Origin of the sequence: Vibrio sp. B1REV9 (assembly GCF_905175395.2) — a bacterium.
In the GTDB taxonomy this organism is placed as follows: Bacteria; Pseudomonadota; Gammaproteobacteria; order Enterobacterales; family Vibrionaceae; genus Vibrio; species Vibrio alfacsensis.
Genome location: NZ_HG992745.1, coordinates 899187 through 925645 on the forward strand (window position 1 = coordinate 899187; position 26459 = coordinate 925645).

Genomic DNA, 26459 nt, shown 5'->3' on the forward strand with positions numbered 1-26459 from the left:
GAAAATTTGTGAATTCTGGTTTTAACCGTTTCGGGCGTTTCTGCGCGTGGGTATTGGTTTCGGTATTGGTTTTTCTTGCCATCATCGTAACAACCTTGCGCGTAGCTCTCCCACAACTTAACCACTTCCAAGATGAAATTCAAACCTGGGTCAAGCAAGGCTCAGGTTTTGACTTTTCTATTACCAGCGTTGCTGGCTCTTGGCGTAATAGCCACCCATCTATTGCTCTGCAAGGTTTAGAAGCCAATCTGCCCAATAACCCCGAAGCACGTTTTGCGGTTGATGAAATTCACATTGAGTTCGATTTAATTCAATCTTTGTTGCAGTTTAAACCGGTTATTGCTGATTTAACGATTGGTGATTTGGCATTAGATATTCGCTCTCTGGATTTGTTACCTCGCGGGGAGTCCTCTCCTCAATCTTCAAGTAGTGCACGTAGTGAAAGTAAGCTAATTGATCAGCTTGACTCGCTGCTGTTACGCCAGTTTGAGGATTTTACGATCACGGATTCCCGTGTTTGGTATAAATCGGTTTCGGGGGAAACTCGCCGCTTAGATATCGCCCAGTTGCGATGGAGTAACCGTGGTAAACACCACTTAGCAGAGGGCACCGTCAGTATCGCGGATGCGAGTCTCAATGCGTTGTTGGTAAGCGCTAACTTTAGAGACTATGGGTCATTATTGGATATTTCTGGTGAATTCTATGTTAGCGCTCAAGATGTATCCGTCACCCCTTGGCTGACGACTTATGTACAAGATGCATCTGGAATTGAATCGGGACGTGTAAGTTTAAATACATGGCTAACCTTGGAGCATAGTCATCCTCATTACGCTTATGTTGAACTAAAACCCTCAGAGCTTGTGTGGAATGAAAATGGCCAGCATGAGTTATTGTTGGAATCCGGCATTTTTAAGCTATCGCCAGATAAGCAGGGCTGGAAAGTAAATGGTCACTCACTCAAAATTCGCACGGATGATCACCCATGGCCAGAATTAGACATCGCATTTGATTGGCAGCCAGATGGTTGGTTGCTTAACTTATCTCAACTGGATATTGAAGCGCTAACACCGCTTGTCAAATTGGCGCCAAAGTCGGAGCCTATCAGTGATTTGCTGAATAAGCTTGCGGCCAAAGGGCGAGTGGAAGACATCCGTTTATCCATGAATGGTGGTTTAGACACGCTGAAATATTCAGCAGAGCTTGATCAGCTCGGTCTAACGCAATGGGAATTGCTGCCGGGCTTTAATCATGTACAAGGCTCGGTGTTTGGCGATCTCAAGCAAGCGAAAGCAAAGATCACCGTCATTGATGATGTTTTCCCATATGGTGATGTGTTTCAAGCGCCACTGAATGTAAAGCAAGCGGAAGTCGATGTTATTTGGCAGCAAGACGAAAGTGGTTGGCGTTTATGGTCAGACAAAGTCACGGCTGCTACGCCTGATTTACAAGTGCTTGGTGCATTTCGTTTGGATTTCCCCAAAGATCAAAGCCCATTCCTGTCATTTTATGCCGAAGCTGATCTTTACAATGCTGGTGAAACATGGCGCTACCTACCAGCGCCAGCGTTAGGACAAGATCTTACCGATTACCTTTCGACTGCAATTCAAGGCGGGAAAGTTAACACCGCTAAACTGCTTTGGTATGGCGAATTAGGTGACTTTCCGTATAAAGAACATAATGGGATGTTCCAAGCTTGGGTGGGTTTGAAGAACGCGAAGTTTAGTTTTGATACCGCGTGGCCGACGATTACTGATCTTCAACTTGATTTATTGTTCGAAAACGATGCGATGTATTTGGATTCTAAGTCAGCAACGTTGAACGGTGTGAAAGCGAAACGTATCACAGGGCGCATTCCTGAATTGGCAGAGAATGGTCACATCGAAATAGAAGCCAAGGCGAGTGCGCCAGGTAATGAAGTTCGTGACTATATGATGGCGACGCCATTGGTGGACTCTGTTGGTGCTGCATTGACAGCTTTACAAGTCAGCGGGCCGGTGTATTCAGAGTTTCAGCTCAATATTCCTTTCGATACCGATAAAGACTCAAGAGCATGGGGTTATGCGGATCTAAAGGAGAATCGTGTCGATATTGAAGCGCCGCCGATGACATTGGAAAAGGCCACAGGACGTATAGAGTTTGATAACGACGTCGTGACAACATCGGGTTTGTCTGCGGTTTTGTTAAAGCAGCCGATTTCTTTGGATTTTCGTGGTGAAAATGCAGAGCAAGGCTATAACGTGGCAATCAATACTCTGGGGGATTGGTCGGTTGACCCGCTCAAGCCTTATTTAGGTGAGCGTTGGTTGAGCTTAGTCTCGGGGCATGCTCCATGGCAAATGGATATTGATTTACAGCTTAATGATGTCGGTTTTACGTATCAACTTGGTGTGCTTGCGCAGTTAAATCAACTGATAAGCCAATACCCGTCCCCATTGAATAAAGAACGAGGGGAAGCGGGTCAAGCAAGATTACAGGCATCAGGTAATCAAGAAAATATCTCTGCACGTTTGCAAATCCCGAATGCGAAGTATCAAGCAGAAATTGATATCACGGGAGATGTGCCTATTTTGACGGCGACAAATCTCGTTGTCGGCGAGGGAGAGTTTAAGATTAGCCCGATTGTTGGTCACGATGCCTCGATTCAGTTGGACTCATTAAGCCTTGATAATTGGGTGGGTTTAGGTCACGTACCAGTCAGTGATGTGTCGTCCGTGTTGGCAAATATGAAAACGCCGGCAATCCCATTACCAACTCGCGTGGGTATGGATGTAAAAACACTTAAAGTCGCGGGCATTGATTTTCATGATGTGGATTTAACCGCTCGCAAAAAGCATTTGAGTTGGCTCTTGGATGTCAATAGTCAAGAGTTGAAAGGTAATGCCACGTACCTTAAGCCTTATGATTTGTCGGTGTCATTAGAACACTTGCATTTATACATTCCGGGGTTTGATGAAATAACCGATGAAAGAAACTCTTTGTTTGCCAGTGAGGATCAAGCGGCACCCTTGATCTCCGATTTGGATCGAAAGCTACACCAAGAGATACCAAATTTAACGTTGAATATCGATGACTTTTGGCTTCAAGGTTATAAGGTCGGTAAGGTCAATGTTGACCTTTCACGGCAAGATAACCGCTTGGCGTGGAACAAGGTCACGTTTAGCAGTGGTCAGAGTAAGGTGGAAATGAATGGTTGGTGGGAGCTCAATAAAGATCGCAGTCATTCGAATCTGAATATCAAATTACAAGGCGAGAACAACAGTGACCTGATGGAACGCTTTGGTATTACTTCTGGTATTCAGCGTGCGCCATTTGAGATTAGTGCAAATCTTGATTGGGATGGCGCTCCGTGGTCGATGAAGACTCAAAGTTTGCAAGGTGACGTCTCTACCGAGTTTGGTAAAGGCGTGATCACCGAAGTTAGCGGTGCAGCACGCTTATTGGGGTTGTTTAGTTTAGATTCAATTATCCGCAAGATGCAGCTCGACTTTACGGATGTGTTTGACAAAGGTATGGCGTTTAATTCAATCACTGGTACGGGCAAAATTCAGGATGGCATTTTTGTTACTAATGATATCGTGATGGATGCGTTGGCGGGTGAAATGCAAATCCGAGGTATGGCTGATATTAATCGTCGCCTTGTGGACGCAGAAGTGAAGTTTACGCCAGATATTACCTCGGGCTTACCAATGTTGACCGCTTTTGCGGTAGCACCTCAAACGGCATTATATGTGCTGGCGATATCAACAGTGATTTCTCCCGTTGTTGAAGTCTTCACCCAGGTAAACTACGAAGTGAAAGGACCACTTGATTCACCAACGGTAAAAGAGATGTCACGTAGTAAGGGCGAGTACAAATTGCCAGAAAAAATGCGTAAACAAGCGAAGTAATCATTCGTCTTTACCTATGAATGAGCGCAAAGGAGCTAAGTAGATGGAACGAATTGGCATCATTCAAATGACATCTGGTCCGGATATCGATGAGAATCTGGACTTTATCGCTCAGCAGTGTGAACTGGCAGCTAAACAAGGCGTTAAGCTGGTTGTGACGCCAGAAAACGCCACGCAGTTTGCCAATCGTAACGCGTATCATGAGAATGCGGAAAGATTGGGTGACGGTCCGATTCAGCAACGTTTGTCTGGTATTGCAAAACAAAACCAGCTGACTTTGGTATTGGGCAGTATGCCGATTCGTTCAGAACAAGGCGTCACAACGACAACATTAGTATTCTCATCGCAAGGCGAATGCATTGCTCATTACGATAAACTGCATATGTTTGATGTGGATGTCGCCGATGGACATGGCAGCTATCGAGAGTCCGATACGTTTAAGGCTGGCAACCAAATCGTGACGGCAGAGACCAATATTGGTACGGTAGGCTTAAGTATTTGCTATGACGTGCGCTTTCCTGAGTTATTTAAAGCGCTACGCTTAGCAGGTGCCCAAATTATTGTTGTGCCAGCCGCTTTTACTGCGGTGACAGGTAAAGCGCATTGGGAAGTCTTGTTAAGAGCGCGTGCCATTGAAACTCAGTGTTGGGTTCTTGCATGCGGGCAAACGGGGACCCATCTATGTGGTCGCCAAACGTGGGGACACTCCATGGTGATTGACCCTTGGGGCTGTATTCATCAACAACTCGATGATCAAGTAGGATTGCTGGTGGCTGAGATAGATTTGTCACACAGCCAGCAAGTAAGGCAGAATATGCCGCTGACTCAACACAGTCGCTTTCAAAATGCATTGAAACGGAAATAAAAGAGCTAACTATGAGCATAAACCAAATAGAACAGGCACTCCTTGCCCCAAACGGTCTGACAGAGCAAGACATCGCTGACACACTAGCGAGCATTGCGACGCGCCAGATCGATTACGCGGACATTTACTTTCAGTCCAGCTGGCATGAGTCTCTGGTTCTAGAAGACAGCATCATTAAAGATGGCTCTTTCAACATTGATTGTGGTGTTGGTGTTCGTGCCGTCACTGGCGAGAAAACCGGTTTCGCTTATTCAGACCAAATTCAACTAGACGGTTTGAAGCAAAGTGCGATTGCAGCGCGTGGTATTGCGCAGCAAGGTCAAAATGGCAAAGTGCATGCGTTCAAACGTTCTGACAACCAAGCTTACTATGATGCGGTAAACCCACTAGCAAGTTGGGAAAAGCAACAAAAAACCGAACTGTTAATGTCGCTTGATGCGTACATCCGTACTAAAGAGCCACTTATCAAAGAAGTCTCCATTAGTATCAGCGGTGTGCATGAGCAAATGTTGGTTGCTGCAACAGACGGCACTTACGCGGGAGACACTCGCCCTCTTGTTCGTTTGTCAATCAGTGTGTTAGCTGAAAAAGGCGATCGTCGAGAGCGTGGCAGTGCTGGTGGCGGTGGCCGTTTTGGCTATGACTTCTTCTTGTCTGAAAGCAATGGTGTAAAACAGGCGTTCTATTTCGCCGATGAAGCGATTCGTATGGCGCTGGTTAACTTAGAAGCAGAAGCCGCTCCCGCGGGTATGATGCCTGTTGTACTAGGTTCAGGTTGGCCTGGCGTATTGTTACATGAAGCCGTAGGCCACGGTTTGGAAGGTGACTTCAACCGTAAAGAGTCTTCCGTGTTCTCTGGCAAGATGGGTGAGCAAGTGACGTCTCCACTTTGTACTATCGTCGATGATGGCACGCTAAAAGATCTGCGCGGCTCATTGAACGTAGACGATGAAGGTGTCAATGGTCAATACAATACGCTTATCGAAAATGGTGTGTTAAAAGGCTACATGCAAGACAAGCTAAACGCACGCTTAATGGGTGTAAACCCAACAGGTAACGGTCGCCGTGAGTCTTACGCGCATCTACCAATGCCACGTATGACCAACACTTACATGCTGCCGGGTGAACACTCGCCAGAAGAGATCATCTCTACGGTGAAGAAAGGTCTATATGCACCAAACTTCGGTGGCGGTCAGGTGGATATCACTTCTGGTAAGTTCGTCTTCTCAGCATCGGAAGCGTACTTGATTGAAGATGGCAAAATCACTCGTCCAGTGAAGGGCGCAACGCTTATCGGTTCAGGTATCGAAGCGATGCAGCAAGTATCGATGGTAGGTAATGATCTAAGCATCGACAGAGGTGTTGGCGTGTGTGGTAAAGCGGGTCAAAGTGTACCGGTTGGCGTTGGTCAGCCAACATTGAAACTTGATTCCATTACCGTTGGTGGTACTGAGTAAGTCATCGTCACTCCAAATTAAAAAGAGCGCTCATTGAGCGCTCTTTTGGTTTTAGGTGATTCGTTGTCAGTGATTAGTTTTAGATGACTAGTTGCAGGCAAAGAACTTTAGATGACTAGATAGGTCACTACAAATTCTCTTCGGCAAACTCTGCTAATCGGCTGCGTACCACGCCATTTAGGTGAATGTTGGCGCTGCCTTCAAAGTTCTTGAAACGCTCGACCATATAAGTCAAACCAGACGTCACGGGTGTGAGGTAATGAGAATCTATTTGAGCTAAGTTACCTGAACACACAATCTTTGTGCCTTCCCCACAGCGGGTGATGATGGTCTTGATTTGTGAAGCGGTTAGGTTTTGGCATTCATCGAGCAACACAAATGCGTTCTGAATGGAGCGGCCACGCATAAAGTTAATCGACTTAAACTGAATGTTGGCTTTGTCACAGATATATTTCATTGAGCCCTCAGTGCAGTGGTCGTGCTTGTGCAACGCTTCTAAAGTATCAGTGACAGCGGCTAGCCATGGCATCATCTTTTCTTCTTCAGAACCTGGTAAAAAGCCAATCGATTCACCAATGTCTGGTGTGTTTCGCGTTACTATGATTTTGTCAAACATGCCTTTTTCAATGGTTTGTTCCAATGCGGCCGCCATGGCCAGTAGTGTTTTACCACTGCCTGCTGCACCGGTCAGAATCACCAAATCAATATCTGGGTCGAGTAAGGCATCCATCGCCATGCCTTGATAGATATTCTTCGGGGTAATGTCCCAAGCTCGACGGTGCATCATGCGTTCACGGCTGAGGTCGAGCAATGTCACTTTGTCATCAACAATAGTTTCTACTCGGCCAACAAAATCGCTGTCTTGATCAATGATGTATTGGTTAATAAACGTTGGATCAAACGGCTCTTTGTTGAGTTTGTGGAATGTTTTTCCTCCTAGAGCATAGCTTTCAACATCATCGACGTGACTCCAAAAGTCTCCCTCACGTTGCTGGAAGCCTTTTGTAAGGTACTGGATATCATCAATGAGCTGGTCGGTGCGATAGTCTTCGACAAAACGAACGCCAGCCCCTTTGGCTCGAAGGCGCATATTAATGTCTTTCGTCACGAGCACGACTTCACGAGGTGCTCGTTTGTTTTGCAGATAAAGCACCGCATTGAGTATGCGGTTGTCACCGGCTTTGTCGGCGAAAGCTTTGACGGTTTCCTGCAATTCAAAATCCGCCAAAATAGAAATCGTGCCTTGGCTTGGGCTGTCTTTAGATACGGGAATGCCCTCTGAAATTTCATCGGGTGTCGCGTCTTTGAATAAATCTTCCATAGCGCGAATTGCAACGCGTGCATCTCGAGCGACGTCGCGCTTACTGTCTTTAATTCGGTCGAGTTCTTCTAGCACGGTCATAGGAATGACGACATCGTGCTCTTGAAAAGAAAAAATGGCGAAAGGTTCATGGAGGAGGATGTTGGTATCGAGTACAAATAGTTTCCGATCGGTATCGCCCATAGCGTCTCCTTGCCGCAGCGCGGCTTTGCTTAAAGAAAACTAGGAATACAGCGCTGTCCTAGCTTTATTTACTTGCAATAGAGGTCGTCCGGCAATGTCGGTTAGTGCGCAACCGAGTAGCAAGACAACTTACTGCAAACCCGTGTTGATCCTAATCGTGTACCAATATGCCTACATATACACATATGTCATGTAAGCATCCTTATTAGAAGTATACGTAATATTTGCTTGTTGCAACTCAATAATTGTCATGAGTTTTTTACAATTTGATTGCATTCGTAATTCAGGAAAAAAAGTTGGTTCGCTTGTTCGTTTAGGCGTGACCTGTATCACAGCTTCAAGTAAGATTACCGACCTTTTCTGTGCTTCTGATGAGCCTGAATTATCATGCGAGGCTGGCGATTGTTTACTCAGCTTGGTGTGGCATAAAGAGTAGAATGGAGGTAGCAGAAGTTGCAATCAGATCTACACTATTATCCATGCCTAACGAGCATAAGTAGGCCAACAGAAACACTCACCAAGAAACAAATAACGAGGTAGTCAATTCATGACATTTGCTTTGGGTCAGCGCTGGATTAGCGATACGGAAGGCGATTTAGGTTTAGGTACCGTAGTAGCAATGGATGCTCGTACTGTGACATTGATGTTTGCAGCATCAGAGGAAAACCGAGTTTACGCACGTAACGATGCGCCAGTTACCCGAGTAACGTTCAACGTCGGTGATGTCATCGATTGCCAAGAAGGTTGGTCATTAAAAGTTGAAGAAGTACTAGAAGATGAGGGTTTATACACCTACTTCGGTACTCGTGAAGACACTCAGGAAACCGCAGTCGTACTGCGTGAAATATTCCTTAGTAACCAGATCCGTTTTAATAAACCGCAAGACAAATTGTACGCGGGTCAGATTGATCGCATGGACAACTTTGTATTGCGCTACCGTGCACTGAAAAACCAGTTTGAACAGCATAAGAGCCCAATGCGTGGCTTGTGCGGTATGCGTGCAGGTTTGATCCCACATCAGTTATATATCGCACACGAAGTTGGCCGCCGACATGCACCACGCGTACTGTTAGCAGACGAAGTAGGTCTTGGTAAAACTATCGAAGCGGGCATGATCATTCACCAGCAAGTGCTGGCTGGCCGAGCTGAGCGTATTCTTATCGTAGTGCCTGAGACATTACAACACCAGTGGTTAGTTGAAATGATGCGTCGTTTCAACCTGCACTTCTCTATCTTTGATGAAGAGCGTTGTATTGAAGCATTCGCAGACGCAGAAAATCCATTTGATACTCAGCAATATGTGCTGTGTTCTCTTGATTTCCTACGTAAGAGCCGTAAGCGCTTTGAGCAGGCATTAGAGGGGGAATGGGATCTGTTGGTTGTCGATGAAGCACATCACCTAGAGTGGAGCCAAGACAAACCGAGTCGTGAATATCAAGTCGTCGAGGGATTAGCGGAGCGTACAGCTGGTGTGCTACTGCTGACTGCAACGCCAGAGCAACTTGGCCGTGAGAGTCACTTTGCTCGTTTGCGTCTACTTGATCCTGACCGTTTCTACGATTATGAAGCGTTTGTTGAAGAAGAAGAGCAATACGCACCTGTTGCGGATGCAATTACGTCATTATTCTCAGGCCATAAACTGGCCGATGACGCTAAAAACCAGATCACAGAACTTCTCTCTGAGCAGGACGTTGAACCGCTATTTCGTATTATCGAAAGTGACAGCGATGAAGAAGCAAAAGCATCAGCGCGTCAGGAGTTGATTGACAATCTAATGGATCGTCACGGTACTGGGCGTGTGTTGTTCCGTAATACACGTGCTGCTGTTAAAGGCTTCCCTGTTCGTAATGTGCATTTGATGCCAATGGATATTCCGCCGCAATACACCACATCCATGCGTGTTGCGGGCATGATTGGCGGTAAGATGTCGCCTGAAGCGCGTGCAATGAAGAACTTGTATCCAGAGGAAATCTTCCAAGAGTTTGAAGGTGATGATTCAAGCTGGTGGCAATTTGACTCTCGCGTTAACTGGCTACTTGAAAAAGTAAAAGAAAAACGCAGTGACAAAGTCCTAGTCATCGCCTCTCGTGCAAGTACTGCGTTGCAACTAGAGCAAGCTTTACGTGAGCGTGAGGGTATCCGCGCAACGGTATTCCACGAGGGAATGTCGATTCTAGAGCGTGATAAAGCCGCGGCTTATTTTGCTCAGGAAGAGGGGGGTGCACAGGTTCTCATCTGTAGCGAAATCGGCTCTGAAGGTCGTAACTTCCAGTTTGCTAATCAGCTTGTGATGTTCGATCTGCCATTCAACCCGGATTTGCTAGAGCAGCGCATTGGTCGTCTTGATCGTATTGGTCAGAAACGCGATATCGATATTCATGTTCCATACCTAAAAGGCACTTCACAATCGATTCTGGCTCGTTGGTTTGATGAAGGTTTGAATGCCTTTGCAGAAACCTGTCCAACAGGTCGCGCGGTTTATGACAAGTATTCAGACGCGCTTATTGAGATGCTTGCTTCGGGCGATACTGCAAACCTTGATGAAGTGATTGAAGAGTCGGCTAAGTTAAATAAAGCGCTGAAATCTCAGTTAGAGCAGGGCCGCGATCGCTTATTAGAAATGCACTCTAATGGCGGTGAAAAAGCACAGCAAATCGTTGAGAAAATCGCATCAACAGACGGCGATACTAACCTAGTGACGTTTGCGCTGTCTCTATTTGATACCATTGGTCTGAACCAAGACGATAAAGGTGAAAATGCCTTAGTTGTGACACCGTCTGAACACATGATGGTGCCGAGCTATCCTGGTCTTCCATATGAGGGCGCAACCATTACGTTTGATCGTGATACCGCGCTTTCTCGTGAAGACATGCACTTCATCAGTTGGGAGCACCCAATGATTCAAGGTGGTATCGATCTGCTGATGAGCGAAGGTGTGGGTACCTCTGCGGTTTCTTTGCTGAAGAACAAAGCGCTACCAGTGGGTACTATTCTACTTGAATTGGTATACGCGGTGGATGCACAAGCACCAAAACGCAGTGGTATTGCGCGTTTTCTACCAAAAACGCCGATTCGCTTAATGATGGATGGCCGAGGTAATGATCTCTCTGCTCAAGTAGAGTTTGAGAGCTTTAACCGTCAACTTAGCCCAGTAAATCGTCACCTTGCGAGCAAGCTAGTGACTTCTGTTCAGAAAGAGGTTCATCGTTTAATAGAAGCCGGTGATATATTGGTTGAACCACAGGTTGAAGCGGTTCGTAAGCAAGCTCATCAAGAGATGCAGCAAAGCTTGAATTCAGAGCTTGAACGTTTACAAGCACTAAAAGCGGTAAACCCGAATATTCGTGACGAAGAGATTGATGCGATTGAAGCACAAATTAAAGAGTTGACGGGTTATATTAACCAAGCTCAAGTTCAACTCGATTCGCTACGTTTGATCGTGGTAAGTCACAACTAATTGGTTTTTATCTAGAAAAACGATAATCAAAACGGCTCCTTTACGGGAGTCGTTTTAGTATTAAAATACCCCTCCTTTTCTTTCTATATTTTGAGAGCACACAGATGGCAATGCTTGAGTACAACCCTCCGACAGATCCTTGGACCGATATTGTGTTTGAGGATGATCATATCTTGGCTGTGAACAAGCCATCAGGTTTGCTGTCTGTTCCTGGGCGTCTTGCTGAGCATCACGATAGTATGTGGAGTCGTCTACAAGAAGAATACCCGGAGATCCAGGTGGTGCACCGTTTGGATATGTCGACGTCGGGTTTGATGGTGTTAGCGAAAAATAAGCGTGCTGAAAGTGCCTTGAAGAAACAGTTCCAATATCGTCTGACGCATAAGATCTACTATGCGCGAGTATGGGGGCATATAGAGCCGCAAGAAGGGGAGATCGATCTGCCCCTGATCTGTGATTGGCCGAATCGCCCACTACAGAAAGTGTGTTTTGAAGATGGCAAGCCATCCAAGACGTTATTTCAGGTCGCTAAGCGAGAAGAGCATCAAGATGGCTCTAAGACCACAATCGTACGTCTGTTACCTATTACAGGACGTTCCCATCAATTGCGTGTACACATGCAAGCTCTAGGGCACCCAATTGTGGGAGATGAGTTTTACGCGACTGAAGATGCGAAAGCATTCTCGGCTCGATTGGAGCTGCACGCAGCAGAGCTGAGTTTTTACCACCCTAAGAGTCAATGGCTACGCAGTATTTTTGTACCTTGTGATTTCTATCCGGAAGCGAAAGAGATGATCTTTGACTATTTCGACCCTGAGCGTAAATTACCAGACTATAAAACACTGCCTCATTCATAACATTTCCATTAGGCAGTGAATAAAAAGGAGCCGTTATGTCACTGCCTAAAGTGGTCTTTCTTGATCGTGCAACCATCCCCGAGCATATCCAGTTACCTCGTCTTAATTTCGCTCATCATTGGATTGAGTATGATTTAACCTCGGCAGACCAAGTGGTAGAACGTTTGGCTGAGGCCGATATTGTCATCAGCAACAAAGTTGTCCTCGACCAAATGGTTTTGGCTCAATTGCCTAACTTAAAAATGATTGCGGTCGCAGCAACGGGTTTCAATAACGTCGACATCAATTATTGCGCCCAGAATAATATTGCAGTGGCAAACGTTCGTGGCTATGCCACCCGTTCTGTACCTGAGCATGTTATTGCCATGCTATTTGCACTGCGTCGTAATTTATTTGGCTATCACCAAGATATTGCGGCTGGGGAATGGCAAAGAAATAAACAGTTCTGCTTTTTTACTCATCCAATAGCTGATATTGCTGGTAGTACTTTAGGTATAATTGGAAGCGGAACGTTAGGGCAAGCAACCGCACATTTAGCCAAAGCAGTGGGCATGAACGTACTGTTTTCCGAACGGAAAGGCGTAAGTGAATGTCGAAAGGGTTACGTTCCCTTTGAAAATTTGCTTAAACGTTGTGACGCCATTTCTTTGCACTGTCCGTTAAATGAACATACGCATAATTTAATTGGTGAAGTGGAACTGAAGTTAATGAAGCCAACTTCCATCTTGATCAATACAGGGCGTGGTGGCTTGGTCGATGAGCAAGCATTAGTGGATGCACTAAGGCGAGGAGAAATCTCGGCTGCAGGTATTGATGTTTTTACGCAGGAGCCAGCAGATAGCAATAATCCTTTGGTGGCGAATATGGATTTACCCAATTTGTTGCTTACCCCTCATGTGGCCTGGGGAAGCGATTCTTCTCTTCAGCGTCTAGCTGACATATTAATCGAAAACATCAATGCATTTCAGTGTGGTGAGAGCATCAATAGACTTTGCTAGCAGCAGAGACGAAAAAGCAGATCATGAGATCTGCTTTGTATTTGATGCTTCTTGCCGTTTTTAAAGGTAAGCGAATTACTGCTCTTCTTCGTTCAGCGCTTTTAGAATTTGGAAAATCTCACGGTAAGACTTCGCAGGCTTGCCCGCTTTCTTTTCTTTCGCAGCTTGACGAGCAAGCTGACGAAGGCGTTGACGATCGGCTGTAGGGTAAAGCTCCATCACGTCATCAATAGCTTTATCACCATCTTCAACCACGCGATCACGCAGTACTTCTAATTTGTGGAGTACGGCGGTTGCTTGCGAGTGCTTGTTACGAACTTTGTCCAGTGCCGCTTGGATTGGCTCTGGATCTTCATAGCGCATCAATTTACCGATGCGTTGCAGTTGGCGACGACGCGCTTCGTTTTTAAAGCGCTGTGCATCTGCAACGGCTTCTCTTAGGTCTTCGCTCAATGGAAACTTTTCTAAAGTCGATGGTTTAAGACCTACGAGCTCTTCACCAAGCTTTTGCAGCTCTTCCATGTCGCGTTTCATCTCGGATTTACTTACCCAGATGATCTCTTCTTCTGGTTCCCATGGCGCTTTTTGATTCTTACGTGCCATTTCAGTTGCCTGTGTTCTGATTAATATTATGACTATTTTAACAAGAATCGTGGGGAGAAAGCGAAATTCTTGTTATTCTATTGTACATCGAATACATGATGTGAAAGACAATGGATATTAAACAGCAGGTTACCGAGCAACGAATTGAGCTAGAACAAGCCGTTGCAAGAGCATTAGAGATTGCTGGAGCAAAATCTGATGCGGCTGAAGTCGCAATTACCAAGAGCACTGGTTTGAGTGTTTCCACTCGTATGGGCGAGGTGGAAAATGTGGAGTTCAACAGCGATGGTGCACTTGGTATCACCGTTTACCGTGGGCAACGTAAAGGCAGTGCTTCCACATCAGACTTGAGCGAAGCCGCAATTAAGCAAACCGTCTTAGCGGCATTAGACATTGCTCAATACACATCAGAAGACCCATTTGCAGGCCCTGCGCCTAAAGAGTTGATGGTCAAAGAAATTCCGGACCTAGACCTTTTCCACCCTGATGCACCTAACCCTGACTATGCAGCAGAAGTTGCCATTGCTGCCGAGAAAGAAGCACTAAGCTACAGTGATGCCATTAAGCAAAGTGATGGTGCGAGCTATGACAGCCATTATGGTGTGAAAGTTTATGGTAATAGCCACGGTTTATTAGCAAGTTATGCTTCAAGTCGCCATAGCACCAGTTGTTGTGTTATTGGTGTTGGTAAGAATGGCGAAATGGAGCGCGATTACAGCTATACCGTTGCTCGCCATCGTGATGACTTGTGGACTCCTGAGATGGTTGGCCGTCAAGCCGCAGAAAAAACCATTAGCCGATTAGACGCTCAAAAACTTAAGACGGGTAAGTATCCTATTATGTTTGCCGCTGATGTTGCGACGGGCTTGATTGGCCACCTTGTGATGGCAATCAGTGGTGGTAACTTATACCGTAAATCGTCTTTCTTGTTGGATCACCTTGGCAAACAAGTGTTGCCAGAATGGTTTAATATTTCTGAGCGTCCGCATGTTTTACGTGGCTTGGCTTCAAGCCCATTTGATAGTGAAGGCGTTTACACTCAAGATCGTGAAATCATCACAGATGGTGTTTTGGCGACTTACTTGCTAACTAGCTACGCTGCTCGCAAGATGAAGATGGAGCCAACGGGTCACGCTGGTGGTATTCATAACTGGTATGTGAAGTCTACGGGGCAAAACTTCGAGCAAATGCTGAAAGAGCTGGGCACTGGTCTACTGGTAACAGAAACCATGGGCCAAGGCGTTAATGTTGTGACGGGCGATTACTCCCGTGGGGCAGCAGGGTTCTGGGTTGAGAATGGCGTAATCCAGTACCCAGTCTCGGAAATCACGATCGCTGGTAACCTAAAAGAAATGTTTACAAAAATTGTGGCTGTCGGCAGTGATGTGGAGACCCGCTCACAAATCCAGACGGGTTCTATTTTGCTTGATACGATGAAAGTCGCAGGCGAATAGTTTCACTAAAAGTGAGTGATAGAGGATTAAAAAAGCCTGATGTGTTTATCATCAGGCTTTTTTATGGCTTGCGATCCGTCCTAAATAAGCTTGTAAGGCTTATGCGTCTTAGATGGCTAAAGTAGCAAGCCCTAAGAATACCGATAAACCTATCACGTCGGTGACAGTTGTCAGTGCCATCCCGCCCGCGAGTGCTGGGTCGATATTCATCTTTTTAAGCAGTATTGGAATACTTACCCCGGCAATACCGGCTACTAATAGGTTGGTCAACATAGCGGCAGAAATAATACCGCCAAGCATCCAGTTTCCTTTCCAAACGACGACAATACCACCGATGATCAGTGCCCACATAATACCGTTGAGCAAGCCGATGGCAGCCTCTTTCATCAGAAGTTCTCGTTTGTTGGCATCACCGATGTGACCGAGCGCTAAGCCACGGATCACAAGTGCAACGGTTTGGTTACCTGCAACCCCGCCCATGGAAGGTACGATGGTCATGAGAACCGCAATGGCTGCCATTTGATCGAGTGTTGCTTCGAACATATTGGAAACAGAAGCTGCAGCCAGTGCTGCAAGAACGTTTGCTCCTAACCAGACACTGCGTTTACGAGCAGATTTAAATACTGGCGCGAACGTATCTTCATCATCATCCATACCCGCCATGCTCATCATAGAGTGTTCTGCATCTTCACGGATAACGTCAACAACGTCATCGATGGTGATACGGCCAACCAGGTGCTGATTTTCATCGACGACTGGCGCAGATACCCAGTTACGACGTTCAAATAGGCTTGCAACGTCAGAGTCACTGGTATCGACGGTAATGGCATCATCGGCATCTTCCATCACGTCAATGACTTTGACATCAGGTTGCGTGGTGATAAGTGTGGTAATCGGCAACTCACCAATGAGCTTGTTTTCATCGTCAATGACGTAAAGAGCATCGGTTGCTTCTGGCAATTCACCTTTCATGCGCAAATAACGCAAGACAACGTCCACATCTACATCACCACGAATGGTAATTACGTCAGTGTTCATCAATCCGCCAGCGGTATCCTCAGAGTAGGATAGGGCGGTTTCGACGCGCAGACGATCGTCAGAGTCCATTTGTGATAGGACTTCACGCGATAGTGTATCTGGTAAGCTCCGTAGTACGTAAGCCACGTCATCGGTATCCATGCCCTCTGTCGCTTCAGCAAGTGCTTCTGGCGCCATTTTGGATACAAGACTGTCTTTAACGTCTTCGTTTAGCTCGTCAAGGATTTCACCGTAGTCCTCTGGGTCAGTTAACTGCCAAAGTACTTCGCGGCTTTTACGTGGGGAGGCCTCTAAAAGATGAGCGATGTCCTCAGGTTCCATGTCCTGCAATTGACGGCGAACATGGACGAAGCGACCGTTTTCCAGCGCTTCAGTGACTTCTTGGAGGGCTTGGTGAGCTTGGTCGAATTCTATTTGCTCTGCCATTGATACCTCCTAATTCCTGAAATTTACAATGCTTTGAATAATATCTTAATTCTAGGCACCTTTTAATAACAACTTGTGAAAGTCGAAGAAATTATTTGTTGAAGAGATGCAGGGGATAGGAAGTGGTGTGGGATATCACACTAAAGATAAGCAAAAAGCGAGTGGATCACTCGCCTTCATCAAACTTGTCTTCGATTAAATGGCAAACCGCATCGAGTGCTTGTTGAGAATCATCACCACAAGCGTGGATGGTAACGTATTGCCCTTGAGCAGACTCAAGCATGAGCAATCCCATCACGCTATCTGCGGTTGCGGTTTTGTCTTCTTCGTTATCAATCGTGATGATTGCGTTATAGCTTTGCGCCAGTTCGACCAATTTGATTGCTGCTCGAGCATGTAGCCCCAAACGGTTTTGGATCAACACTTTACGACTTAGTTCCACCGTTATTCCTTAACGTTTTTTTCCAATGAAGTGTGGCGAATTTGGACTTGATGACCTTTAGCTGCAAAGTATTCGCCAATTTTTTGTGTCAGATACACTGAGCGATGTTTTCCACCGGTACAACCAATGGCGACAGTGAGGTAACTGCGATTGTTTGTCTCAAGTAGCGGTAACCAGGTCTCAATGAAATTCTCTATCTGTTGTTTTAGTTCGAGAACTGATTGGTGCTGCTCTAAGAAAGCACCAATAGGAGCATCTAATCCGGTTAGTGGTCGCAATGCCGGTTCCCAGTGTGGGTTGGGTAAAAAACGCACATCAAAAACGTAGTCGGCATCAGACGGCAAACCGTATTTAAAGCCAAATGATTCAAATACCATTACGAGATCTTTTCGCTCTCGTCCCAATACTCGCATACGGACGGTTTCACTTAAATCATGCAGCGATTGCCCACTGCTATTGAGGACTAAGTCGGCATGAGCCTTGAGCGGCGTCAGAATATTATGCTCAAGTTCGATCGCTTGCTCTAAAGAGAGAGAACTCTGACCGAGTGAAAGAGGGTGGATTCTGCGAGTTTCACTGTAGCGTTTAAGCAGCGTTTCTTTATTGGCATCTAAGAAAAGTACCGTTACATCCAGCTCTGATTTTAGCTTCTCTAGTGTGCTGGTAAGCTCTTTGAGCTTTTTGGGGATATTGCGAATGTCGATGCTAACCGCCACATTTTGCTTACTGTCTGCGACGGATTGAACAAACGCATCCAGTAGGTTCACTGGTAGATTGTCGACGCAGTAATACCCCAAGTCTTCAAGCACGCGCAGGGCAACACTCTTTCCTGCACCTGAGTGCCCACTAACAACGATTAATCGCATGGTGATCGCCTCGATTACTGATGAATCATAATGTCGTAAAGTTCTTCATCGCTCTGAGCATTACGTAGCATCTTCAGTACTTGCTTGTTACTCAGACGTTCAGCCATTGAGGATAGTGTTTTGAGGTGCTCCTTGCACTGATCTTCTGGTACGAGGAGTGCAAAAAGAAGGTCGACAGGTCGGTTATCGATAGCGTCAAACTCAATCGCCTCATCACATTGAAGTAAAACGGCGATGGCTTTGTCGCTAGATGACATTCTTGCATGTGGGATAGCGATACCGTTGCCGATACCAGTACTACCCATTTTTTCTCTGCTGAGCATACACTCAAACAGTTCTGTTGAATCTTGGCCTGTGGTATCAGCAACAATTTTGCTGATCATTTCGAGGGCTCGTTTTTTACTTGTACAATGGACTGCACTTTTCGTGCAGTCCAGTGACAGTATTTCGCTAAGTTGCATGATTAATGACTGTTTAGTTTTTCTTTGTGCTTATTAAGTTGACGAACTAATTTATCCACCAGCGAGTCAATCGCTGCGTACATGCTTTCATCCGTTGATGAAGCGTGGATTTCGCCCTGATTTATATGGAGCGTAGCTTCCGCGATTTGGTCGAGTTTTTCAACTTTTAATACGACATGAGCTTGATTGATATGGTCGAAGAACCTTTCGAGCTTCTGAAACTTATTTTGAACATAGTCTTGCATTGAATCGGTAAGATCAACGTGATGGCCCTGAATATTGATTTGCATAGACTTTCCTTTTCAGTTGGTGCCTTAAAGTAGGCGTTTACGCTGACTTGATGGGGCGATACCCAAGGACTCGCGATATTTCGCAATGGTTCGCCTTGCGACCTGAATCCCTTGGTCAGCCAGAAGATCAGCAATCTTACTGTCACTCAATGGTTTCGCTGTATTTTCAGCGGCAACCAGTTTTTTAATGAGTGCGCGGATTGCTGTGGACGAACATTCTCCACCATTGTCTGTACTGACATGACTAGAGAAGAAGTACTTCAATTCAAAAATGCCACGCGGTGTGTGCATGAATTTCTGCGTTGTCACACGAGAGATCGTTGATTCATGCATATCCACATCCAATGCTACGTCATTGAGGACCATTGGCTTCATGGCTTCTTCACCATAGTCGAAGAAATCTTGTTGATGTTCAACAATACATCTTGCAACTTTGAGAAGGGTCTCGTTTCTGCTTTCTAGGCTCTTAATTAACCATTTTGCCTCTTGCAAATTGCTACGGATGTACTGGCTATCCGCACTGTTGCCTTTTCCAAGTTGGGCATATTGTTGATTTACTTTGAGTTTTGGAATGCTGTCAGGGTTAATGGATACGGTCCATTTACCATGGTCTTTAAATACAGAAACATCAGGGATGACGTATTCAGTATCATCAGGAGTAATGCGACTGCCCGGTCGAGGATCAAGTTGCTGGATGAGCTTCAATACTTCGCGTAAGTCGGCTTCTTTTAATTTGGTTTCTTTGAGCACCAACTTGTAGTCACGATTTCCCAGATGATCGATATGGTCTCTCAGCACCATTCTTGCCTCTGCAAGCCATGGGGTATCTTCTGGGAAAGTAACTAATTGCAGCAGTAAACACTCTTGCAGGTTACGAGAGGCCACACCGAGAGGGTCAAATTGTTGGATGCGTTTGCGAACTGCTTCGACTTCATCCAATTCAATGTCTTCGTTGTCGAAGCTTTCATGGATGTCTTCAGGAGTGAGCGTCAAATAGCCATAATCGTCAACCGCATCAATGATCGCGATTGCGATAGTTCGGTCGTTTTCGCTAAACGGTGTTAAATCCAATTGCCACATTAGGTAGTCGTGCAGCGACTCAGTTGTTTCACCTTGGTACACTGGCATATCGTCATCGAGTGCTATTCCAGTACTACCTGTATTGGCGCTATACACATCATCCCAAGTGGTATCGATTTCTAACTCAGAGCTAATTTCTGATTTTTCAATAACATCTGAGCTATCGGGAAGGTCGGGTTCCGAGGCGTCGTTTGCACTGCTGTCAGCGGCTTCTGAAGCTGACTTATCTTCACCGTTGACTTGAGCTTCTTCGTGGCCTTCTTCAACTTCCAAAAGCGGGTTGGAATCTAATGCTTCTTGGATCTCTTGTTGAAGGTCTAGCGTCGACAATTGTAACAAGCGAATTGCTTGTTGCAGTTGCGGCGTCATGGCTAACTGTTGACCTAGCTTGAGTTGTAATGAAGGTTTCATTCAGTGTTACTTACCTTGTAATGCTCAGAATCTTACCGTTCCTAATGTAATCATAGACGGAATTGTTCACCGAGATAAACTTGTTTCACCTGTTCATTATTGAGAACGTCTTCTGGGGTTCCAGAAGCAATAAGGTGCCCTTGGCTTACGATGTAAGCTTTTTCACATACGTCGAGAGTTTCACGAACGTTGTGGTCGGTGATCAATACACCAAGACCGCGGTCACGTAGATGTTCGATGATTTTTTTGATGTCATTTACCGAAATCGGGTCAACACCAGCGAAAGGTTCGTCTAATAAAATAAACTGTGGGTTTGCAGCGAGTGCACGTGCAATTTCAACTCGTCGACGTTCACCACCTGATAGTGCCATACCTGCACTGGTTCTTATGTGCTGTATGTGGAATTCTTCCAATAAATCTTCGAGCTTATCTTGACGTTCTTCTCGGGTAAGTTCTTGGCGTGTTTCTAGCACGGCCATGATGTTGTCTTCGACAGAAAGCTTACGGAAGATAGAGGCTTCTTGAGGCAAGTAGCCGATACCTAATCGAGATCGGCTGTGCATTGGGAGAATACTGATGTCCTGATCGTCAATAGTAATCGAGCCCTCATCACGAGGAACAAGGCCGACAATCATATAAAATGACGTTGTTTTACCAGCACCGTTCGGCCCGAGAAGTCCGACAATTTGGCCCGATTCCACTTCTAGGCTCACATCAGTGACGACCTTGCGTTTTTTGTAACTTTTCGCCAGGTTTTTTGCGCTCAGTACCGCCATATTAGTTCTCGATTTGATTAGGTTGCAAAATCGTGGTCACACGCTCAGTTTTTGAGCTGTCAGCAACAAGCTTCTGCTTGCCAATTTGGTAACGAATTGATGAGCCACGGATCGTATTACCATCTTGTGCGAGCTGCGCTTGACCTTTCATCGTCAGTTCATCAGTCGCGATACGATAATCCAACTCTGTTGCTTGACCATTTAGTGTTTTGCCGTCATCCATCAACTGAGAAAAAGTGGCAGGTTTGCCAAACGCTTGAATCTGTTTAATTGATTCGGTTTTTGGGTCACGAGTCACGATGATTCGGTCAGCATCAATATTGATGCTGCCTTGTTTCAAAGAGACATCGCCCTCAAAGACAACCTGATTACTCTTCATGTCCACTTGTTGTGTGTCAGAATTAATGTAAACGGGCTGTTGTGTGTCTGATTTTAGTGCCAGCGCTTGTGGTGCAGCTAATACCAGTGCTAATAGGCTAAGGTGTAACGGTTTCATATCGACCTTGAACTTCACTTGTTAGAGTCGCAGTGTGAGCATTTAAGTTGCCTTTCATTGCGCCTCCTGTCGTTTCAAATTGCGGTCCAACCAACATTACTTGTTGATCCGCTTTAAAATCACGGTTGGTTAGATTGATGACCATTTTGTCTGTTGCCATCGTGTTAAAGCTTGCATCTGGCAATAGGTTTTGCATGAGTACGTTATCGTACAACGTCAGGATTTGGTCTTCATCTAGCACGGCTTTGACCGCGCTAACTTTCCACTCAATAACGCTACCATTACGGTAGACCATTAGTGTTGGGTCATTAAAAATGGTTTCACCACTTTTGGCATAATGATCTAATGTGGTAGAACGAATGATGTAACTGCGGACACCATTTTCACCATATGTGATGTTTTCTAGTCCAGTACCACTGAACATAGGCAGTTCTAAATTGGGTGCGACCTGTAAACCATCGTTATTTTTCGGCGTGAGTAAGTAATACCCACACCATGCAATAACAAAGATCAACAGCACATAAATAAGGCGAGTTAAACTCATATAATAAAGGCCTTCTTTTAGCTCAGTACTTCCCTGACTACTGCCTTAATCTGATAAATTAATCGTTAAATTTATTGTATTGTGCAACTCATGTACAAGTTACATTACGCCCGCTTTCAATAAGTCATGCATATTCAAAGCACCAACGATTTTGTTATTGTCACATAAAATCAGTGCATTGATGTTCTTGTCTTGCATCATATTCAATCCCTCAACCGCGAGCATTTCAGGGTGGGCAGTCGTTGGGTTTTGTGTCATGACTTCACCAATTCTCGTGGTATGAATGTCGATGCGTTTGTCTAGCGTGCGGCGTAAATCCCCGTCAGTGAATATACCAAGCATAGCATCGTGTTCATCAACGATGGCGGTCATTCCTAATCCTTTCTCTGAAATTTCGAGTAATGCATCGCGAATGAGCGCATTTGGCGCGACTTTTGGTAGCGCGCTACCTATATGCATAATATCAGACAGTTTGAGAAGCAGTTTTCTTCCCAGTGCGCCACCTGGATGAGAAAGTGCAAAATCTTCGGCAGAGAAGCCTCTAGCTTGAAGCAAAGCGACAGCAAGCGCATCGCCCATAACCAATGTTGCGGTTGTGCTGCTCGTTGGTGCTAGACCTAACGGGCACGCTTCTTTCGGTACTGTGATTTGCAGATGCAGATCAGAAAGCTTTGCCATGTTTGAGTCGGGCTTGCCTGTCATGCTGATGATGGTGATGTTCAATCGTTTTAGTACAGGAAACAGCGATAAAATCTCGTGAGATTCACCAGAGTTTGATATTGCGATAACAATATCTCCAGCGCTAATCATGCCCAAGTCACCATGAGCGGCTTCGCCAGGGTGAACAAAAAAAGCAGAGGTGCCTGTACTTGCGAGGGTTGCCGCGATCTTATTACCGATATGGCCTGATTTTCCCATGCCCATAACAACAACTTTGCCGCGGTTAGAAAGAATTAACTCGCAAGCTTGTTCGAATTGCGCGTCAAAGTATTGGTCTAGTTGTTGAAGTGCAGAGACTTCGATATCTAGAACTTGTTTGGCAGCAGCACGAAAATCAAACTGAATGGACATATTAATGCTCCAATTTATCGTAATTTATTCTATTTTTAAGCGGTCATGTTTGTAAGTAGGTAGCCTTGGTATGCGACGAAACAGACCAATAAAATGCTGGCTTCAATACGATTAATACTGCGTGATTTACCTAAGCACATTGCGACAAGCAGTAGTGATACGCCAAGCATTACCCAGAAATCACGGCCCATAGCGTATTCGCTTAGCATTGATGGGTTGATAATGCCTGGTAGGCCCATTACTGCAAGAATATTAAACACGTTTGAGCCGATAATATTACCTACCGCCATATCGTCTTCACCTTTCAATACGCCAGCTAATGATGCTGCTAGCTCAGGCAAACTGGTACCTACTGCAATAATCGTTAGGCCAATGACGAGGTCACTCATGCCGAAGAACTTGGCAATAATAACGGCGTTATCAACAAGAACACTAGCGGCAATTGGAAGTAGAATAAGACCGATAACGACCCACATGATGGCTTTTGGATTGCTTACGCCCTCAGGGATTTCGGCTTCTTGCTCTTCAATAAAGGCATCGCCTGCTTTTTGTTCTTTGCGACTTATCTTAAGCATGGCATAGAGGAAGCCACCAAATAACACAAATAACAGAACGCCCTCGTAAAAACCTAAGTGGTTATCCCATAGCAAAATACCAGCAAGGACAGTTACTGCTATCATTAAAGGCAATTCACGACGAATGACAGCAGAACTGATAGACAGTGGTTTGATCAGAGCTGTAATACCTAGGATTAGCGCGATGTTTGCGATGTTTGAACCGAGAACATTGCCGACGGCCGTATCGGTTTTGCCATCCCATGCAGCAGTCGCAGATACCATCATTTCAGGTGCGGATGAGCCCATCGCTAAGATTGTCATGCCGATAACTAAAGGTGAAATGCCAACGTTGCGGGCAAGAGCAGCTGAACCGAAAACCAGTTTGTCTGCACTCCAAACGAGTAATACAAGACCGACGATAAGCAACGCTACGGCTTCGAGCATGATAATTCCTAAGTAAGTAAATATGTAAAATGAGTAACCGCCAATTTTGACCTTTTGCAGCGAAAAATGGAAGATAAACAACAAATAAATTAAGACTTAGTAACGAAAATGCGCACCCAATTCGAGTTCTTCTGCGCCAATAGAGTTTGGTTTGCAAATAAGAAGACGGATGCCGAATTTCATTTTGTTTTTTAAAAGATTAACGAAAGCTAGGATCCTTGAATTAATTGAACAGTGCTTTTAATTGCATCTCAATGTGCTTATGATTGCATCCATAATAAATGTACCGACGTAGTATTGAGATGTTCATCTTTCGAAGTAACCTCAAAATGCTTGGTTCAGCGAGAATGACTTAACGACTTTGTAAGTGAACACTTATAAATAGTAGAAGAGATAATATGTCGAACAACGATTTAGTTACTTTACATAATCTCACTTTCTCTCGCGGTGATCGTACGATCTTTGATGATATAGATTTGCGTGTACCAAAAGGTAAAGTGACGGCCATTATGGGCCCATCGGGAATTGGTAAAACGACCCTACTGCGTTTGATTGGTGGTCAGTTGTCTCCTGAAAAAGGTGAAATCTGGTTTGATGGTGACAATATTCCCGCGTTGTCACGTAAGAAGCTTTACCATGCACGAAAAAAAATGAGCATGTTGTTTCAATCGGGTGCGTTGTTTACGGATTTGACGGTGTTCGATAACGTTGCATTTCCTTTGCGTGAACACACAGACCTACCCGAGACACTGATTCGAACCATGGTTCTTCTAAAACTCGAAGCGGTTGGACTTCGCGGGGCTGCGGAGTTAATGCCAAGTGAACTCTCTGGTGGTATGGCGAGGCGTGCGGCATTGGCCCGTGCCATTGCTCTTGATCCTGACCTGATTATGTATGATGAACCGTTCGTTGGTCAGGACCCGATCACGATGGGGGTTTTGGTTGAGTTGATCAGTAACTTGAATCGAGCTCTAGGCCTAACGTCAATCGTGGTGTCACACGATGTTCCGGAAGTGATGAGTATTGCCGATTGGGTTTATTTACTCGCAGACGGAAAAATTGTTGCTTGTGGTACGCCACAAGAGCTAAACGAAAATCCAGATCCTCGCGTACAGCAGTTTTTGCAAGGCGATGCCGATGGCCCTGTACCATTTCGTTTTCCTGCACAAAGTATCGAGAAGGACTTATTTGATGGTCGATAACTTTATTCATTTTGTCGCCTCATTAGGAAAGCGAACATTGGCGATTTGTGAAGCCTTTGGTCGAGCGACGCTAATGCTGATTGGTGCTTTGGTTTCTCGGCCCCAGCCTGTCAAAAACTTCCCTTTACTCCTAAAGCAATTGTATTCCGTTGGTGTGCAATCACTGGCAATTATCGTGGTATCTGGCCTATTTATCGGCATGGTGCTCAGTTTACAAGGCTATGTTGTTCTAGTGGATTACGGTGCAGAGGGGAGCCTTGGTCAAATGGTCGCGTTATCGCTTTTACGTGAACTTGGCCCGGTTGTCACTGCGTTACTGTTCGCTGGGCGTGCAGGCTCTGCATTAACGGCAGAGATTGGTTTGATGAAAGCAACGGAGCAACTGTCTAGCTTAGAAATGATGGCTGTTGATCCTCTTAAGCGTGTCATTGCGCCACGTTTCTGGGCTGGTGTTATCTCAATGCCACTGCTTGCTATGATTTTTATGGCGATAGGCATTTGGGGCGCAGAATTAGTTGGGGTTGACTGGAAAGGCGTTGATCACGGCAGTTTCTGGGCGGCAATGCAATCATCGGTCGAATTAGGCCAAGACATCGGTAATAGCACCATTAAATGTGTTGTGTTTGCTATTACGGTTACTTGGATTGCTCTATTTAATGGCTATGACGCTATTCCAACTTCGGAAGGAATCAGCCGAGCAACCACGCGCACTGTTGTGCATTCTTCTTTAGCAGTACTAGGGCTAGACTTTGTACTGACCGCATTGATGTTTGGGAATTAATCATGCAACAAACACGTAAAACTGAATTATGGGTTGGCAGCTTTGTATTAGCAGGAATTTGCGCGATTCTTGTGATGATTTTTCAGGTTGCTGACGTAAAAAGCATGGGCTCTGGCAATACTTATACCCTAAAAGCAGAATTCGATAATATTGGTAGTTTGAAAGTTCGCTCTCCGGTGAAAGTTGGTGGTGTCGTGATTGGGCGTGTAAGCAGCATCACACTTAATCCTCAGAGCCTATTACCCGTGGTGAGCTTATCGATTAACAGCCAGTACAATCAGTTTCCAGAAACTTCTAGCGTGCAAATTTTGACATCTGGATTGATTGGTGAACAGTACATTGGCTTGGTACCAGGCTTTGTTTTTGATGATGAAGAAATGCTAGTCGATGGCGATACGATTGAAGACACCAAATCTGCATTGGTGTTGGAAGATCTTATCGGTCAGGTTTTATATAGCATTGGTGGTTCAGGCGATTCAGGTAAGGAATAAC

23 protein-coding genes are annotated in these 26459 nt (G+C 45.3%); 10 read left to right on the forward strand and 13 right to left on the reverse strand.

Annotated features, from left to right (window positions below):
• Nucleotides 1-8: 8 nt before the first annotated feature.
• The 3 genes from KHN78_RS09680 to tldD are packed head-to-tail and all read left to right on the forward strand — an operon-like array spanning nt 9 to nt 6209.
• A complete protein-coding gene (locus KHN78_RS09680) occupies nt 9-3887 on the forward strand; it encodes a YhdP family protein (RefSeq protein ID WP_211915897.1) in 3879 nt (1292 codons plus the stop codon).
• Between the two features lie 43 nt (nt 3888-3930).
• Nucleotides 3931-4752: a carbon-nitrogen hydrolase family protein gene (locus KHN78_RS09685; RefSeq protein WP_211915898.1), complete on the forward strand. Its 822-nt coding sequence runs from the start codon at nt 3931-3933 to the stop codon at nt 4750-4752.
• A gap of 11 nt (nt 4753-4763) precedes the next feature.
• A complete protein-coding gene (gene tldD, locus KHN78_RS09690; protein WP_211915899.1) occupies nt 4764-6209 on the forward strand; it encodes a metalloprotease TldD in 1446 nt (481 codons plus the stop codon).
• A 127-nt stretch (nt 6210-6336) separates the two neighbouring features.
• Here tldD and KHN78_RS09695 read toward each other — a convergent pair whose 3' ends face one another.
• Nucleotides 6337-7713, reverse strand: a complete 1377-nt coding sequence (locus KHN78_RS09695) for a PhoH family protein (protein ID WP_211915900.1) — start codon at nt 7711-7713, stop codon at nt 6337-6339.
• Nucleotides 7714-8260: 547 nt separating this feature from the next.
• Here KHN78_RS09695 and rapA point away from each other — a divergent pair.
• The 3 genes from rapA (at nt 8261) to KHN78_RS09710 (ending at nt 13025) form a co-directional block, all read left to right on the forward strand.
• Nucleotides 8261-11170, forward strand: a complete 2910-nt coding sequence (rapA, locus tag KHN78_RS09700; RefSeq protein WP_211915901.1) for an RNA polymerase-associated protein RapA — start codon at nt 8261-8263, stop codon at nt 11168-11170.
• Nucleotides 11171-11274: 104 nt separating this feature from the next.
• Complete coding sequence (gene rluA / locus KHN78_RS09705) at nt 11275-12027, forward strand: bifunctional tRNA pseudouridine(32) synthase/23S rRNA pseudouridine(746) synthase RluA (RefSeq protein ID WP_128810073.1); 753 nt, start codon at nt 11275-11277, stop codon at nt 12025-12027.
• A 35-nt stretch (nt 12028-12062) separates the two neighbouring features.
• The gene (locus KHN78_RS09710) at nt 12063-13025 is read left to right on the forward strand and encodes a D-2-hydroxyacid dehydrogenase (RefSeq protein ID WP_211915902.1); all 963 of its coding nucleotides are present in this window, start codon (nt 12063-12065) and stop codon (nt 13023-13025) included.
• A gap of 75 nt (nt 13026-13100) precedes the next feature.
• Here KHN78_RS09710 and yjgA read toward each other — a convergent pair whose 3' ends face one another.
• Nucleotides 13101-13628, reverse strand: a complete 528-nt coding sequence (gene yjgA / locus KHN78_RS09715) for a ribosome biogenesis factor YjgA (RefSeq protein ID WP_211915903.1) — start codon at nt 13626-13628, stop codon at nt 13101-13103.
• A 110-nt stretch (nt 13629-13738) separates the two neighbouring features.
• Here yjgA and pmbA point away from each other — a divergent pair, with 110 nt between their 5' ends.
• On the forward strand, nt 13739-15082 hold the full coding sequence (gene pmbA, locus KHN78_RS09720; protein WP_211915904.1) for a metalloprotease PmbA: 1344 nt from the start codon (nt 13739-13741) through the stop codon (nt 15080-15082).
• A gap of 108 nt (nt 15083-15190) precedes the next feature.
• Here pmbA and mgtE read toward each other — a convergent pair whose 3' ends face one another.
• The 11 genes from mgtE to KHN78_RS09775 all read right to left on the reverse strand — a co-directional run bounded on the left by mgtE (nt 15191) and on the right by KHN78_RS09775 (nt 23984).
• Nucleotides 15191-16546: a magnesium transporter gene (gene mgtE, locus KHN78_RS09725; RefSeq protein WP_128810077.1), complete on the reverse strand. Its 1356-nt coding sequence runs from the start codon at nt 16544-16546 to the stop codon at nt 15191-15193.
• A gap of 166 nt (nt 16547-16712) precedes the next feature.
• Nucleotides 16713-16988, reverse strand: coding sequence for an HPr family phosphocarrier protein (locus tag KHN78_RS09730; RefSeq protein WP_128810078.1), 276 nt, complete (start codon nt 16986-16988; stop codon nt 16713-16715).
• 2 nt (nt 16989-16990) lie between these two features.
• A complete protein-coding gene (gene rapZ, locus KHN78_RS09735) occupies nt 16991-17854 on the reverse strand; it encodes an RNase adapter RapZ (protein WP_128810079.1) in 864 nt (287 codons plus the stop codon).
• 14 nt (nt 17855-17868) lie between these two features.
• Nucleotides 17869-18315 carry a PTS IIA-like nitrogen regulatory protein PtsN gene (gene ptsN, locus KHN78_RS09740; RefSeq protein WP_128810080.1) on the reverse strand — a complete coding sequence of 149 codons (447 nt, stop codon included), beginning with the start codon at nt 18313-18315 and terminating at the stop codon, nt 17869-17871.
• A gap of 2 nt (nt 18316-18317) precedes the next feature.
• Nucleotides 18318-18605, reverse strand: coding sequence for a ribosome hibernation promoting factor (gene hpf / locus KHN78_RS09745; RefSeq protein WP_128810081.1), 288 nt, complete (start codon nt 18603-18605; stop codon nt 18318-18320).
• A 24-nt stretch (nt 18606-18629) separates the two neighbouring features.
• Entirely contained in the window at nt 18630-20096 is a 1467-nt protein-coding gene (locus KHN78_RS09750; RefSeq protein ID WP_211915905.1) for an RNA polymerase factor sigma-54, read from the reverse strand.
• A gap of 50 nt (nt 20097-20146) precedes the next feature.
• Nucleotides 20147-20872 (reverse strand): LPS export ABC transporter ATP-binding protein, encoded by a 726-nt coding sequence (gene lptB / locus KHN78_RS09755; RefSeq protein WP_211915906.1) that lies wholly within the window; start codon nt 20870-20872, stop codon nt 20147-20149.
• Nucleotide 20873: 1 nt separating this feature from the next.
• A complete protein-coding gene (gene lptA, locus KHN78_RS09760; protein WP_211915907.1) occupies nt 20874-21368 on the reverse strand; it encodes a lipopolysaccharide transport periplasmic protein LptA in 495 nt (164 codons plus the stop codon).
• Nucleotides 21349-21912, reverse strand: coding sequence for an LPS export ABC transporter periplasmic protein LptC (gene lptC / locus KHN78_RS09765; protein ID WP_211915908.1), 564 nt, complete (start codon nt 21910-21912; stop codon nt 21349-21351). Before lptC ends, lptA begins: the two co-directional genes overlap by 20 nt.
• Nucleotides 21913-22011: 99 nt before the next feature.
• Complete coding sequence (gene kdsD, locus KHN78_RS09770; RefSeq protein WP_211915909.1) at nt 22012-22983, reverse strand: arabinose-5-phosphate isomerase KdsD; 972 nt, start codon at nt 22981-22983, stop codon at nt 22012-22014.
• 35 nt (nt 22984-23018) lie between these two features.
• On the reverse strand, nt 23019-23984 hold the full coding sequence (locus KHN78_RS09775) for a calcium/sodium antiporter (protein WP_128810087.1): 966 nt from the start codon (nt 23982-23984) through the stop codon (nt 23019-23021).
• A gap of 398 nt (nt 23985-24382) precedes the next feature.
• On the opposite strand from KHN78_RS09775, the gene mlaF reads away from it, so the two are divergent.
• From mlaF to mlaD, 3 genes are read left to right on the forward strand one after another with little or no spacing between them, the layout of a single operon-like run.
• Entirely contained in the window at nt 24383-25186 is an 804-nt protein-coding gene (mlaF, locus tag KHN78_RS09780; RefSeq protein ID WP_211915910.1) for a phospholipid ABC transporter ATP-binding protein MlaF, read from the forward strand.
• Nucleotides 25176-25967 carry a lipid asymmetry maintenance ABC transporter permease subunit MlaE gene (mlaE, locus tag KHN78_RS09785; RefSeq protein ID WP_128810089.1) on the forward strand — a complete coding sequence of 264 codons (792 nt, stop codon included), beginning with the start codon at nt 25176-25178 and terminating at the stop codon, nt 25965-25967. Before mlaF ends, mlaE begins: the two co-directional genes overlap by 11 nt.
• 2 nt (nt 25968-25969) lie before the next feature.
• Complete coding sequence (gene mlaD / locus KHN78_RS09790) at nt 25970-26458, forward strand: outer membrane lipid asymmetry maintenance protein MlaD (protein ID WP_211915911.1); 489 nt, start codon at nt 25970-25972, stop codon at nt 26456-26458.
• Nucleotide 26459 lies beyond the last annotated feature (1 nt).

What these genes read in the sequence shown, in the direction of transcription:
- KHN78_RS09685 (WP_211915898.1), top strand. Translation starts at nt 3,931, where the DNA reads ATGGAACGAATTGGCATCATTCAAATGACATCTGGTCCGGATATCGAT.
- tldD (WP_211915899.1), top strand. Translation starts at nt 4,764, where the DNA reads ATGAGCATAAACCAAATAGAACAGGCACTCCTTGCCCCAAACGGTCTG.
- KHN78_RS09695 (WP_211915900.1), bottom strand. Translation starts at nt 7,713, where the DNA reads ATGGGCGATACCGATCGGAAACTATTTGTACTCGATACCAACATCCTC.
- rapA (WP_211915901.1), top strand. Translation starts at nt 8,261, where the DNA reads ATGACATTTGCTTTGGGTCAGCGCTGGATTAGCGATACGGAAGGCGAT.
- rluA (WP_128810073.1), top strand. Translation starts at nt 11,275, where the DNA reads ATGGCAATGCTTGAGTACAACCCTCCGACAGATCCTTGGACCGATATT.
- KHN78_RS09710 (WP_211915902.1), top strand. Translation starts at nt 12,063, where the DNA reads ATGTCACTGCCTAAAGTGGTCTTTCTTGATCGTGCAACCATCCCCGAG.
- yjgA (WP_211915903.1), bottom strand. Translation starts at nt 13,628, where the DNA reads ATGGCACGTAAGAATCAAAAAGCGCCATGGGAACCAGAAGAAGAGATC.
- pmbA (WP_211915904.1), top strand. Translation starts at nt 13,739, where the DNA reads ATGGATATTAAACAGCAGGTTACCGAGCAACGAATTGAGCTAGAACAA.
- mgtE (WP_128810077.1), bottom strand. Translation starts at nt 16,546, where the DNA reads ATGGCAGAGCAAATAGAATTCGACCAAGCTCACCAAGCCCTCCAAGAA.
- rapZ (WP_128810079.1), bottom strand. Translation starts at nt 17,854, where the DNA reads ATGCGATTAATCGTTGTTAGTGGGCACTCAGGTGCAGGAAAGAGTGTT.
- ptsN (WP_128810080.1), bottom strand. Translation starts at nt 18,315, where the DNA reads ATGCAACTTAGCGAAATACTGTCACTGGACTGCACGAAAAGTGCAGTC.
- hpf (WP_128810081.1), bottom strand. Translation starts at nt 18,605, where the DNA reads ATGCAAATCAATATTCAGGGCCATCACGTTGATCTTACCGATTCAATG.
- KHN78_RS09750 (WP_211915905.1), bottom strand. Translation starts at nt 20,096, where the DNA reads ATGAAACCTTCATTACAACTCAAGCTAGGTCAACAGTTAGCCATGACG.
- lptB (WP_211915906.1), bottom strand. Translation starts at nt 20,872, where the DNA reads ATGGCGGTACTGAGCGCAAAAAACCTGGCGAAAAGTTACAAAAAACGC.
- lptA (WP_211915907.1), bottom strand. Translation starts at nt 21,368, where the DNA reads ATGAAACCGTTACACCTTAGCCTATTAGCACTGGTATTAGCTGCACCA.
- lptC (WP_211915908.1), bottom strand. Translation starts at nt 21,912, where the DNA reads ATGAGTTTAACTCGCCTTATTTATGTGCTGTTGATCTTTGTTATTGCA.
- kdsD (WP_211915909.1), bottom strand. Translation starts at nt 22,983, where the DNA reads ATGTCCATTCAGTTTGATTTTCGTGCTGCTGCCAAACAAGTTCTAGAT.
- KHN78_RS09775 (WP_128810087.1), bottom strand. Translation starts at nt 23,984, where the DNA reads ATGCTCGAAGCCGTAGCGTTGCTTATCGTCGGTCTTGTATTACTCGTT.
- mlaF (WP_211915910.1), top strand. Translation starts at nt 24,383, where the DNA reads ATGTCGAACAACGATTTAGTTACTTTACATAATCTCACTTTCTCTCGC.
- mlaE (WP_128810089.1), top strand. Translation starts at nt 25,176, where the DNA reads ATGGTCGATAACTTTATTCATTTTGTCGCCTCATTAGGAAAGCGAACA.
- mlaD (WP_211915911.1), top strand. Translation starts at nt 25,970, where the DNA reads ATGCAACAAACACGTAAAACTGAATTATGGGTTGGCAGCTTTGTATTA.